The sequence below is a fragment of the Flavobacterium sp. HBTb2-11-1 genome (assembly GCF_009826975.1).
Lineage (GTDB): Bacteria > Bacteroidota > Bacteroidia > Flavobacteriales > Flavobacteriaceae > Flavobacterium.
Genome location: NZ_WUMO01000001.1, coordinates 294,304 through 307,902, shown reverse-complemented (window position 1 = coordinate 307,902; position 13,599 = coordinate 294,304). Strand labels below are relative to the sequence as shown.

The following is a 13,599-nucleotide window of genomic DNA, read 5'->3' as shown; positions in this document are numbered from 1 at the left end:
AATCTGCCTAAATCTTTTTAAATCTGCGTGAAATAATTCGTGAATTCGTGGCTAACTTTTTTAAATAAACCTTTTTACACTAAATTTGAGAAACCTAAAACTTACACAATGGAAATTATAAAATGGGGAATTATTGGCTGCGGAAACGTAACTGAAGTAAAAAGTGGACCTGCTTTTCAGAAAGCTCCAAACTCAGCTTTAGTTGCGGTTATGCGAAGAGATGCGGCTCTTGCTGAAGATTATGCTAAACGCCATAATGTTCCGAAATGGTATTCAAATGCTGAAGATTTAATAAATGATCCAGAAGTTGATGCCGTTTATATTGCCACTCCTCCTTCTTCTCATAAAGAATATACCCTTTTATGTGCCAAAGCAGGAAAACCTGTTTACGTTGAAAAACCAATGGCTTTGACTTTTGAGGAATGTAACGAAATGATCAGCGCTTGTAAAGAACACAATGTCCCTTTATTTGTTGCTTATTACAGAAGAGCTTTACCGCGATTTTTAAAAATAAAAGAAATTATCGATCAGGGAAAATTAGGAACTATCAGACACGTCAATTGTGTTTTATACCATCCTTTTGAAGCACGTTATGATGACGAAATCAATCTTCCTTGGACCGTTTTACCGCATATTTCTGGTGGCGGAATCTTTGTTGATTTGGCTTGTCATACTTTAGATTTTCTTGATTTTGTTTTAGGTCCGATAAAATCAGTTCGCGGACATGCGACTTCTCAGTTACTGGCTTATCCTGCCGAAGATGCGGTTTCGATGTCATTTTTATTTGAAAATGGAATTCACGGATCTGGCATTTGGAATTTCGCGAGTTTTGAACGTTACGACAATACTGAAATTGTGGGTGACAAAGGGAAAATTTCATTCTCTACTTTCGGAAACGATCCGCTTCATATTCAATATGCAAATGGAGAAAAAGAAAGTATCACTATAGAAAACCCACTTCACATTCAGCAGCCATTTATTGAAACTGTTATTGCTGAATTATTAGGGAATGAAGGCGCTTCTCCATCTAAAGGAACTTCTGGCGCAAGAACCACTTGGGTTATTGATCAGGTTTTGAAGGAGTTTAGAGAGAATTCGAAATAGTTCGCACTGCTTGTCATAGAAATCGAAATGACAAAAAATGAGCATAAAAAAGAGGATATTCTTTCGAATATCCTCTTTTTGTAAACTATAAACTATAAAAAAATTGGAAAAATTATAGGCTGTATTTTACTCCTAATGTTAATCCTAAACCAGAAATACCAACATATGAACTTAATTCGTCCATTTTATCATTTGGTCTAGTTGTATCTGATGCATCTGATGTAGCAGTGTTTGGATTAAATAATGGATTGTTAGAATTTACATCCAATTTCTTGTGATAGTTTGTATATCTCTGTGATGTATTTCTAGTTGCTAATGCATCTTGTCCATTTACTGTATATTCTGTAGTTTCTTTAGTCTTTCCGTGTACAGTAAAGTTACGGTATTCTAATTCCGCAAACGCAGAAATATGTTTTCCTAACTTATAAGATGTACCTAAAGCAGCCATAAATCCAATTGTTGGATTTGGTTTCACTACGTCTTTAGAATAGATATTGTTTTTAGCTACTTGATTAGCACCAACATAAGTTAAAAGCTCTCTATCTGTTTTAATATCTAATGTCCCATGAATTGGCACAATAACTCCAACTTTAGTATATGGTTCAAAACCATGCGCATCACCTAAAAACATTACAATAGAAGGCGCTAAATCAAATGCTTTGATTTGTCCCTCAGCTGTAAAACTTATGTATGTAGCAGCAGTAGTAGCTGGATCGTATCCATAAAGTCTATCTGTTGTTTGTGCCATAGTCTTACTATTACTAATATAATAGTTTGCAGACATTTCGACTCCTAAACGAGTAGAAAAACGGTAACCTGCAGTAATACCACTTCTGAAACCTTGTCCAAAAGAACCTGTTATACTTTCTCTTGAAACTAATTTATTGTTAGTTAAAGTACCTGAATAAATATCTCTGTTTGGTGCCTGTCCTCCTACTTCTGGAAACTCAGTTGAAGCAGTTTGGTTGAAATATGATCCTCCTAATTTAAAATACCAGCTTTCTGGTTTTTCTGCTTTTTCTGTCTGCGCCACTGTCGCCATTGAGCAAACTAATAATCCTAATAAAAATAGGTTCTTTTTCATAATTTTGATTTATTGATTAGTACAAACATAGAATATTTTAACACATTCGTACAGTTTGTAAAGTTAGACTTGGAACGAAAACGTTGTAATTTGGCGCAATATTACTAAAAAAGTATTATGCGTGCATATTTTTAACACAAAAAACTAACATCTGTTTAAATTTTAACTGTTAATTTTTTAGTTCAATTTAAAATTAATCTGCATTTTCTCCAGTTCCTGCAATAATTCAGTTGAAATTCTAACCTTCACACGGCGGCTCGGCATCGTTAATTTGGTTACTACTTTTATTTCTTCAACTTCATTTACCTCTTGCACTTTTGTAATTTCGAGTGCCGCATCTTCATTTTCATTCTCATCTTCAAAAACGGCATCATCGGCTTCAAAATCGGTCGGCGTTTCTACCTCAACTAGACGCTTTATTTTTTCTAATTCCATAATTTCAAAAGTCACTGAATTCTCTCCTTTATTTTCAGCAAACAAATGACTTAATTTATGAATAAACTCCGGATGCAGATCTTTGATATTCAATAGTACAATTAGTTTTTTAGCGAAAGCTTCCAAAATATCCTGCAATTGGCGAATCTCCACAAACTGCATTCTAGGATCCGATTTTTTACCAGTATCGTGATTTACCCATCCATCTTTAATCAATATTTTTATAAAAGCAAAATTGTTCTGAATTAAGAAATGGCGGAATTTCAAATATTCTTCTCCAAAAATCTTAAACTCATAACTCTCATCATAACCTTCTAAGTTGAAAGCCGCCCAACCTTTTCCGTTTTTAGCCACACGATGTTGGACGTTATTAATAATTCCAGCAAACATTAGATTTTTCCCCACATACTCGTTCATGCTTTTTAATGCTTCTAAACGGGCATTACAGAAATATTTCATTTCGAATCTAAAATCATCAAGCGGATGTCCAGAAATATAGATTCCGACAACTTCTTTTTCTTTAGCCAATTTTTCCATTGTACTCCAGTCTTCGCAAGGTGGCACAACAGGCTCTGCGATTTGCACTTCGCTGGTTTCTCCAAACAAACTTACCTGAGATGAATTTTCGTTTTCCTGAAACTTAGATCCGTAGCGCATTGCTTTTTCGTAGAAAGTTATTCCGTCACCATCATCATGGAAATACTGCGCTCTGGTAGTTCCTTCAAATGAATCAAAACCACCTGCTAAAGCTAAATTCTCAATCGCTTTTTTGTTGGCTGCACGCAGATCAATTCGCTTCGCTAAATCAAAAATCGATTTATATCTCCCATCTTTTCTGTTTTCTACGATCGTTTCTACAGCTCCTGCTCCCACGCCTTTAATAGCCCCCATTCCGAAACGAACAGCATAGTCATCATTTACCGTAAATTTATAGTACGATTCATTTACGCAAGGTCCCAAAACCTGTAATCCCATACGCTTGCATTCTTCCATAAAGAACGAAACCTGTTTGATATCATTCATGTTATTGGAAAGCACCGCTGCCATATATTCTGCCGGATAATGTGCTTTCAAATAAGCCGTTTGATACGCAATCCAAGCATAACAAGTCGAGTGCGATTTGTTGAAGGCGTAACTCGCAAAGGCTTCCCAGTCTTTCCAGATTTTCTCCAGAATTTTGGCATCGTGACCTTTTGCTGCCGCTTGTTCAACGAATTTTGGCTTCATTTTGTCTAGTACGTCTTTTTGTTTCTTACCCATCGCTTTACGCAAGACGTCGGCTTCACCCTTTGTAAATCCTGCCAAAGACTGAGACAAAAGCATTACCTGCTCTTGGTAAACGGTAATTCCGTACGTTTCAGATAAATATTCCGCACAGGCATCTAAATCGTATTTGATTTCTTCATCGCCATTTTTTCTTCGAACGAAAGACGGGATATACTCCAAAGGTCCTGGACGATATAAGGCGTTCATAGCAATTAAATCTCCAAAAACCGTTGGCTTCAGGTCTTTCATGTATTTCTGCATCCCTGGCGACTCGTATTGGAAGATTCCAACAGTTTCACCTCTTTGGAAAAGCGCATACGTTTCTTCATCATCGATTGGGAAAGTATCTGGATTCAGCTCAATTCCTGTTCTATATTTTACCAGTTTTACGGTATCTTTTATCAAGGTAAGGGTCTTCAGACCCAAGAAGTCCATTTTCAGCAGTCCGGCACTTTCTGCCACCGAGTTGTCAAACTGCGTTACATATAAATCCGAGTCTTTCGCAGTCGTTACAGGAACATAATTCGTAATATCCGAGGGCGTAATGATTACCCCACAGGCGTGAATACCTGTATTACGCATCGAACCTTCCAGAATTTTTGCCTGCTGAATGGTTTCTCCTGCCAAATCATCTTCATTGGCAATGGCGATTAATTCTTTTACATTGTCAAATTCGTCAGAACGAAGTGCTTTTTTTACTTCCTCTTCACTTTCCGAAATAAAACGCGCCAAATTCCATTTTGACGGCATCATTCCAGGAATCAGTTTCGCAATTCTATCAGCTTCGAATAATGGCAAATCCAATACACGAGCCGTATCACGAATTGCCGATTTGGTCGCCATTTTACCATACGTGATAATCTGCGCCACCTGTTTTTGACCGTATTTGTTGATTACGTATTCCATTACACGTCCACGACCCTCGTCATCAAAGTCGATATCAATATCGGGCATCGATACACGGTCAGGATTTAGGAAACGCTCAAAAAGCAAATCGTATTTAATTGGGTCGATATTGGTAATTCCGAGACAGTAAGCAACCGCAGATCCCGCTGCAGAACCACGTCCAGGCCCTACCGAAACGTCCATTTTTCTTGCCTCAGCGATGAAATCCTGTACAATCAAGAAATACCCAGGATAACCAGAGTTCGAAATTGTCATCAACTCAAAATCCAAACGTTCCTGAATCGATTCGGTAATTTCACCATATCTTCTTTTGGCACCTTCCATGGTAAGATGACGCAAATAAGCATTTTCCCCACGTACGCCATTGTCCTTTTCATCTTCAGGATCAACAAATTCCAGTGGAATTTCGAATTTAGGAAGCAAGACATCTCGATAAAGCGAATACCCTTCTACTTTATCTACAATTTCCTGAATATTAATAATGGCTTCTGGCAAATCGGCAAAGAGCTTTTTCATCTCGTCTTGCGACTTGAAATAATATTCCTGATTTGGAAGTCCGTAGCGATAACCACGGCCACGTCCAATAGGTGTTGCCTGTTTTTCACCGTCTTTTACGCAAAGTAAAATGTCGTGAGCATTGGCATCTTCTTTATTTAAATAATACGTATTATTTGTCGCAATTAATTTGACATTGTGTTTTTTCGAAAACTCAATTAGGGTCTTATTGACACGATTTTCATCTTCCTGATTGTGTCGCATCACTTCTAAATAGAAATCTTCGCCAAATTGTTCTTTCCACCAAATCAAAGCTTCTTCGGCTTGGTTTTCACCAATGTTCAAGATTTTACTCGGAATTTCTCCATACAAATTCCCGGACAAAACCATGATATCGCCTTTATATTGCTCCACAATTGTGCGGTCAATTCTTGGAACATAATAAAAACCGTCTGTATAGGCAATCGAAGCCATTTTTGCCAAATTGTGATATCCGGCTTTATTTTTAGCCAATAAAACAACTTGGTAACCATTGTCTTTTTTGCTTTTATCTAAATGGTTGTCGCAAATATTAAATTCGCAGCCAACGATTGGTTTAATTTCGGTTTCCGTTGGTTCTTCTCCCGCTTCAACCAAAGCTTTGTTTTTTGCAGAAGCACCTTTGTTATGGTTCATAACAGCACTCACAAAATGGAAAGCTCCCATCATGTTTCCAGTATCTGTCATTGCCACGGCTGGCATTCCGTTTTTGGCTGTCGCAGCCACAATATTTCCAATTCCGATAGTCGATTGAAGTACCGAAAACTGTGTATGATTATGTAAATGCGCAAATTTTGCCGCTTTAAAATCGGCTTTGTCTTCTTCTGAAACAACATTTTGCTGCCCTTCTCCAGCTAAAGCTTTAAGCTGTTCTCTGATTTTATCAGAGGCAGCTTTTAAATTGATGTGTTTTAAACCAATAAGCTTAAACGGCTCTGGATTTCTTTCCTGAAAATCTTTGAAGTATTCTTTCGGAACGTCAAGCTCTTCTTTTGTAAACACTTCTCTTCTAACCAATTCCAGGAAACAACGTGTAGTTGCCTCAACGTCGGCAGTTGCGTTGTGCGCTTCCGCGAAAGGAACATTGAATAAATATTCATGCAATTCGGTCAAAGTTGGAAGTTTGAATTTTCCTCCACGACCTCCTGGAAGCTGTAACAATGAAGCGGTAACTTCGGTACAAGTATCCAAAACAGGGATCGAAGCCATAGTAGAATCTACTCCCATTCTATGGAATTCTGCACCCATAATATTCACGTCGAAACCTAAATTCTGCCCAACGATGAATTTGGTTTTACTTAAAGCAATATTGAATTTCTCTAAAACTTCGGCCAAAGTGATTCCGTCGGCTTCAGCCAATTCAGTCGAGATTCCGTGGATACGTTCAGCATCATACGGAATGTTAAATCCTTCGGGTTTTACCAAATAATCCTGATGTTCGACAAGCTGTCCCATTTCATCATGAAGCTGCCACGCGATTTGTATACAGCGAGGCCAGTTGTCAGAATCGGTAATCGGGGCGTCCCAGCGTTTTGGTAATCCGGTCGTTTCGGTATCGAATATTAAATACATAGAATTATAAAAAGTCAAGTTTTAAAGCTCCAAATTTCATATCTTTCACATTGTAAAACATTGACAACATGAAACATATCGAAATGCGAAATGAAAAATAGGAGGAATTCAAATTTACGCTTTTTTTACAGAAATAAAGAAGCGAAAGTTGTTAACAAAAACGTTAATTAAAACTCGCAGATTGCCATTCTTAAAAAATTAAACACATAAACATAGATTTTAGTTTTGTAAAAAGAGATTTTAGAAAATCTAGATTTTCACACATATTCCCGATAGCTATCGGGATGTATTTAAAATGAGTGAAACGCCTTTGTCGACAAAGAAAACTATGTTTCTATGTGTTTAAAACAATTACACTCAAAGTTTTTTAATCCAAAAAACTTCAATATTCATTTTGGATACTCATTGCACCAAAATGAACACTTTTAAATTGCAGTGTATCCTGAACTTTGCTTCATCAAATTACAACAATTAAAAAATAAAAATCATGAAAACAATTTTTATCACAGGAGCATCATCAGGTTTAGGAAAAGCGACAGCAAAATTATTCCACGAAAAAGGATGGAACGTAATCGCAACCATGAGAACTCCTGAAAAAGAAACCGAACTTTCTCAATTACCAAACGTAACGCTTTTACCTTTAGATGTTACGAATTTTGATCAAATTCAAAACACAGTTCAAAAAGCTCTAGAAATTAGCGATATCGATATTGTTTTTAACAATGCTGGTTATGGATTAATAGGCCCTTTGGAAAGCCTTACGGATGATCAAATTACAAAACAGCTAAACACTAATTTGTTGGGAGTAATTCGCGTTACAAATGCTTTTATTCCGTACTTCAGAGAAAGAAAAAGCGGTTTGTTTATCTCTACAACTTCTATTGGTGGATTAATCGCTTTTCCTTTAAGCTCAATCTATCATGCTACAAAATGGGGATTAGAAGGCTGGAGCGAAAGTATGGCTTATGAATTGAATCCGTTTGGAATACATATTAAAACGGTTTCTCCTGGCGGTATCAAAACTGAATTTCTTCATGGTTCATTAGATACTGGTGCCAAACCTGAATATCAGACAATGGTAGATAAAATGTTTGCTAGTGTTGACACCATGTTTGAAATGGCATCAACTCCAGAACAAATTGCCGATGTTGTTTACGAAGCTGCCACTGACGGAAAAAATCAATTAAGATATATTGCCGGTGAAGATGCAAAAGCATTTTACAAACACAGACTAGAAGTAGGCGACGAAGTTTTTCGTTCTGAATTTGGCAAACAATTCTTTGGAGAATAATTTATTTCAGACTGATACCGCTCTAGTTATTAGAAACAGAGCGGTTTTTTAGTCTTTCAAATTTTCTTACTTTTATATCATGGAAAAGAAAACTCATAATCCGGCAAAAATCTCTTCTATATCGCAGTTTCATGACTTGCTTAGACTGCCAAAACCCCTTCATCCGATGGTCAGTTTGGTCGATAATACACAATTGGTCATCAATGAAGATTTAGCGAATCACGCCTTTTTGCTCGATTTTTATAAGATATCCTACAAGTTTTCTACCAAAGGAAAAATGGGCTACGGCCAAGGCTATTATGATTTCAACGAAGGCGGACTCATGTTTGCTTCTCCAACTCAGCTGATTTTTACTGAAAATGAAGAAGGCGTTGAATATGGCGGTTATACGCTTTTATTTCATCCCGATTTTATTCGAAATTATCCTTTGGGAAAAAGCATCAAAAAATATGGCTTCTTTTCTTATGACACCAATGAAGCGCTGCATCTTTCTGATAGTGAAAAAACAATAATTATCGGATTATTGCAAAGTATCGACAACGAACTCAATACCGCAATTGACGAAATAAGTCAGGATGTAATTGTCTCTTATATTGATGTTTTGCTGAATTACAGTAATCGTTTTTACAAACGCCAGTTTATTACTCGAAAAACTGTCAGTCACGATTTATTATTAAAAGTCGAAGAAACGCTGGACAACTACATCAGCAATGCTGAAACCTTAAAAAGGGGACTGCCTACTGTCGAATTTCTGGCTTCGCAGATTAATGTTTCAAGCCACTATTTAAGCGACATGCTTCGCAATTTGACTGGGTTAAACGCACAACAACATATTCATTCGAAATTAATTGAAAAATCAAAAGATTTTCTGATTACGACAAATCTTTCTGTAGCAGAAATTGCCTATCAATTAGGTTTTGAATATCCGCAATCGTTCAGCAAATTATTCAAAAAGAAAACCAGTCTTACTCCATTAGAATTTAAAAATTCACTGAATTAACTTTCAGAAATACTACTTTAAAAAAATCAGTTTTTGCTTCAAAAAAACATAAAATTTCATAAAAATACACTTCTTGGATGTCGTAGTTTTTGATGTTTTATTGAATCTAAATAATGTCCAAAAAACGCCTTTCAAAGCTTTAAAAAACTCAAAAAGCGCTCTTTAAGTAAAGTTTTTAAAACTAACAATTATTACTATTTTTATGTAATTTGTTAGATTTTTTCAATCAAATTCTTATATTTTATATTGATTTTGAGATAAATTTGCAAACTATTAAAACATAAAACAAACAAGAAAAATTAAAGCCGAAAAAGAAAATCTAAATCAGTTTCTTTATCATTTTTCTGTCAAATTTTAGTTGCAAAAGCCATTTGGCAATTTGTAAATTAGTTTGGGTATCGTATATAATGAAATATCGAAATTGACGCTTTTTTATCTTTTTTTACTTTTGTTTTGCTATTATAATGAACAGGAAATTGCTGTGGTTATAGAAATTACAATTTAAAAAAATAAAAAATGAGTAAGACATTATTTGACAAAGTATGGGATTCACATGTTGTGCGTAAAATTGAAGATGGGCCAGATGTGTTTTTTATTGACCGCCATTTCATTCATGAAGTTACGAGTCCTGTTGCTTTTTTAGGATTAAAATCAAGAGGCGTTAACGTTTTATACCCAGAACGTACTTTTGCAACTGCTGACCACAATACACCAACCATAAACCAACATTTACCAGTTCAAGATCCGCTTTCTGCAAACCAATTGAAAGCTCTTGAAGACAATGCCGCTGAATACGGAATTTCTCACTGGGGATTAGGCCACCAAAAAAATGGAATTGTACACGTAGTTGGTCCTGAAAATGGAATTACTTTGCCAGGTGCTACTATTGTATGTGGAGATTCGCATACGTCTACTCACGGTGCTTTTGGAGCTATCGCTTTCGGTATCGGAACATCTGAGGTTGAAATGGTGCTTTCTACTCAATGTATTATGCAGCCTAAACCAAAGAAAATGCGTATCAACGTAAACGGACAACTTAGTAAAGGTGTTGGACCAAAAGACGTTGCGCTTTATATAATCTCTAAATTAACTACTTCTGGAGGAACAGGTTATTTTGTGGAGTACGCTGGTGATGTTTTCGAAAACATGACCATGGAAGGCCGTATGACAGTTTGTAACTTAAGTATCGAAATGGGTGCTCGTGGAGGAATGATTGCTCCTGACCAAACAACTTTCGATTTCCTTGAAGGAAGATTATACGCTCCAAAAGGTGAAGCTTGGACAAAAGCTGTTGAATACTGGAAAACTTTAAAAACAGATCCAGATGCTGTATTTGATGCCGAATTAAATATCAAAGCGGAAGACATCGAACCAATGATTACTTATGGTACAAACCCTGGAATGGGAATTGGTATCACAAAACATATCCCAAGCGCAAAAGAAGTTGAAGGCGGCGAGGAAACTTACAAAAAATCTTTAGCTTACATGGGCTTCAATGAAGATGATGTAATGATTGGAAAACAAATCGATTATGTTTTCTTAGGAAGCTGTACAAACGGACGTATTGAAGATTTTAGAGCTTTTGCTGAAATTGTGAAAGGAAGAAAAAAAGCAGATAATGTTACGGCTTGGTTAGTTCCGGGTTCTCACGTTGTGGAAGCGCAAATTAAAGAAGAAGGAATTTTAGATATTTTGACTGAAGCTGGTTTCGTATTACGTCAACCTGGATGTTCTGCCTGTTTAGCAATGAACGATGATAAAGTTCCTGCTGGAAAATATGCAGTAAGTACTTCAAACAGAAACTTTGAAGGTCGTCAAGGTCCTGGTTCAAGAACACTTCTTGCTAGTCCAATTATGGCTGCTGCAGCTGCTGTTACAGGAAAATTGACAGATCCGAGAGAACTGTTCTAGTCAATGACAATTGCAATAACAATTTCAAAAATTCAATAAAATTGCTTTTAGATTTATTATAGATTCTCATTTTAAGAAATCTAAAATCTAAAATCCAAAATCTAAAATTAAAATGGCATACGATAAATTTAATATACTTACAAGCAGCGGAGTTCCGTTGCCAATTGAGAACGTAGATACTGATCAAATCATTCCAGCTCGTTTCTTAAAAGCTACAAAACGTGAAGGCTTTGGAGACAATCTTTTTAGAGACTGGAGATACAACGGAGATGATACTCCAAAAGCAGATTTCGTTTTAAACAATCCAACTTACAGCGGGAAAATTCTTGTTGGAGGAAAAAACTTCGGTTCTGGATCTTCTAGAGAACATGCTGCTTGGGCAGTTTACGATTACGGATTCCGTGCTGTCGTTTCATCTTTCTTTGCAGATATCTTCAAAGGAAACTGTTTGAATATTGGTGTACTGCCAGTTCAAATTAGCCCTGAGTTTTTGGAAAACATTTTCAAAGCTATCGAAGCTGATCCAAAAACAGAATTAGAAATCAACCTTCCAAACCAAACGATTACTTTATTGTCAACTGGTGAGCAAGAGTCTTTTGCTATTAATGGTTACAAAAAGAACAATCTTATTAATGGTTTCGACGATATTGATTATTTACAAAACATGAAGGAAGATATTAAAGCTTTCGCTGATAAACTTCCGTACTAATAGAAATATCATTCAATCTATTAGACCCGACAGGCTTCAAAACCTCTCGGGTCTTTCTAGAATATAGAACGCGGATGAAACTGATTCGCTTTGCGAAGACGCGGAAAAAAACGGATTTTATTTTTTTTTTGTTAAAGTAAAAATCCGCGTAAATCTGCGTCTTTGCGATAGCAAATCCGTAAAATCTGCGTCAAATCACATCAGAATTATAGAATATCAATATGGAAAAAAGAAAAATTGAAATAATGGATACGACACTTCGTGATGGTGAGCAAACCTCAGGAGTATCATTTTCTGCTGCAGAAAAACTGACCATTGCGCAATTGTTGTTGGAGGAATTAAATATTGATAGAATAGAAATTGCTTCTGCACGCGTGAGCGAAGGAGAATTTCAGGCTGTAAAAGGCATTACTTCATGGGCTGAAGAAAAAGGATACATCAACAGAATTGAAGTTTTAACGTTTGTTGACGGAGGCGTTTCAATTGATTGGATGAAAAAAGCAGGCGCTAAAGTGCAGAATTTGTTGACCAAAGGCTCAATGAATCACTTAACGCATCAATTGAAAAAGACACCAGAACAACATTTTTCAGAAATCGCCCAAATCATTGCTTTAGCGAAAGAAAACAACATTGAAACCAATGTTTATCTGGAAGACTGGAGCAACGGAATGCGAAATTCGCCAGACTATGTTTTTCAATTCTTGGATTTCTTAGCAACTCAGCCAATTAAAAGAGTTCTGCTTCCTGATACTTTAGGCGTTTTAATTCCTTCTCTAACTTTTGAATTTATTTCAAAAATCAGAGCGAAATATCCAAACATTAATTTTGATTTTCACGCTCATAACGATTACGATTTAAGCGTTGCCAATGTTATGGAAGCGATAAAAGCAGGAATCAACGGACTTCACGTAACGGTAAACGGAATGGGAGAACGCGCCGGAAACGCACCTCTTGAAAGTACAGTTGCGGTTATCAATGATTATATGCCAGAAGTAAATATTGGCATTAAGGAAACTTCGTTGTACTCTGTAAGTAAACTGGTTGAAACTTTTACAGGTTATAGAATTCCTGCCAACAAGCCAATTGTAGGCGATAATGTTTTTACGCAAACTGCTGGAATCCACGCCGATGGAGACAACAAAAACAATCTTTATTTCAATGATTTACTTCCAGAACGTTTTGGAAGAAAACGTAAATATGCTCTCGGAAAAACTTCAGGAAAAGCCAATATCGAAAAGAATCTTCAGGAGTTAGGTTTAAAACTTAACAACGAAGATTTGAAACTGGTTACCCAAAGAATTATTGAACTGGGCGACAAAAAAGAAACCGTAACAAAAGAAGATCTTCCCTACATTATTTCAGATGTTTTGGACAGTCACACTTACGAAGAAAAAATTACAATAAACTCTTATATGCTGGTTCATTCTAAAGGAATGCGCCCATCGACGACTTTATCTTTAAATTTAAACGGAGAAATAATCGAAGAAAACGCTCAGGGAGACGGTCAGTTTGATGCTTTTATGAATGCTTTATCGAAAATTTACAAAAGCAAAAAACTTACGCTTCCTAAATTGATTGATTATGCCGTGAGAATCCCACCAGGAAGTAGTTCTGATGCGTTGTGCGAAACCATTATCACATGGGTCAACAACGGAAAAGAATTCAAAACCCGCGGATTAGATTCAGATCAAACTGTTGCAGCGATTATTGCGACACAGAAAATGCTTAACATTATAACTTAATTACAGTTACAAAGGTTCAAAGTGACAAAGCGACAAAGGTCTATA

8 protein-coding genes are annotated in these 13,599 nt (G+C 36.3%); 6 read left to right on the top strand and 2 right to left on the bottom strand.

Annotated elements, in window-relative coordinates; genetic code table 11:
* Positions 1-108: 108 nt before the first annotated feature.
* A complete protein-coding gene (locus GR162_RS01420) occupies positions 109-1,104 on the top strand; it encodes a Gfo/Idh/MocA family protein (protein WP_091128636.1) in 996 nt (331 codons plus the stop codon).
* A gap of 112 nt (positions 1,105-1,216) precedes the next feature.
* Here GR162_RS01420 and GR162_RS01415 read toward each other — a convergent pair whose 3' ends face one another.
* Positions 1,217-2,188, bottom strand: a complete 972-nt coding sequence (locus tag GR162_RS01415; RefSeq protein ID WP_160780717.1) for an outer membrane beta-barrel protein — start codon at positions 2,186-2,188, stop codon at positions 1,217-1,219.
* Positions 2,189-2,365: 177 nt separating this feature from the next.
* Positions 2,366-6,901, bottom strand: coding sequence for a DNA polymerase III subunit alpha (dnaE, locus tag GR162_RS01410; protein WP_160780716.1), 4,536 nt, complete (start codon positions 6,899-6,901; stop codon positions 2,366-2,368).
* A 487-nt stretch (positions 6,902-7,388) separates the two neighbouring features.
* Here dnaE and GR162_RS01405 point away from each other — a divergent pair, with 487 nt between their 5' ends.
* From GR162_RS01405 to GR162_RS01385, 5 genes are all read left to right on the top strand, one after another.
* A complete protein-coding gene (locus GR162_RS01405) occupies positions 7,389-8,192 on the top strand; it encodes an SDR family oxidoreductase (RefSeq protein ID WP_160780715.1) in 804 nt (267 codons plus the stop codon).
* Between the two features lie 79 nt (positions 8,193-8,271).
* Entirely contained in the window at positions 8,272-9,192 is a 921-nt protein-coding gene (locus GR162_RS01400) for an AraC family transcriptional regulator (protein WP_160780714.1), read from the top strand.
* A 516-nt stretch (positions 9,193-9,708) separates the two neighbouring features.
* Entirely contained in the window at positions 9,709-11,103 is a 1,395-nt protein-coding gene (gene leuC, locus GR162_RS01395; protein ID WP_008466234.1) for a 3-isopropylmalate dehydratase large subunit, read from the top strand.
* A 112-nt stretch (positions 11,104-11,215) separates the two neighbouring features.
* Positions 11,216-11,812, top strand: a complete 597-nt coding sequence (gene leuD, locus GR162_RS01390) for a 3-isopropylmalate dehydratase small subunit (protein WP_160780713.1) — start codon at positions 11,216-11,218, stop codon at positions 11,810-11,812.
* 221 nt (positions 11,813-12,033) lie between these two features.
* Positions 12,034-13,554: an alpha-isopropylmalate synthase regulatory domain-containing protein gene (locus GR162_RS01385; RefSeq protein WP_160780712.1), complete on the top strand. Its 1,521-nt coding sequence runs from the start codon at positions 12,034-12,036 to the stop codon at positions 13,552-13,554.
* The last annotated feature ends 45 nt before the right edge of the window (positions 13,555-13,599 follow it).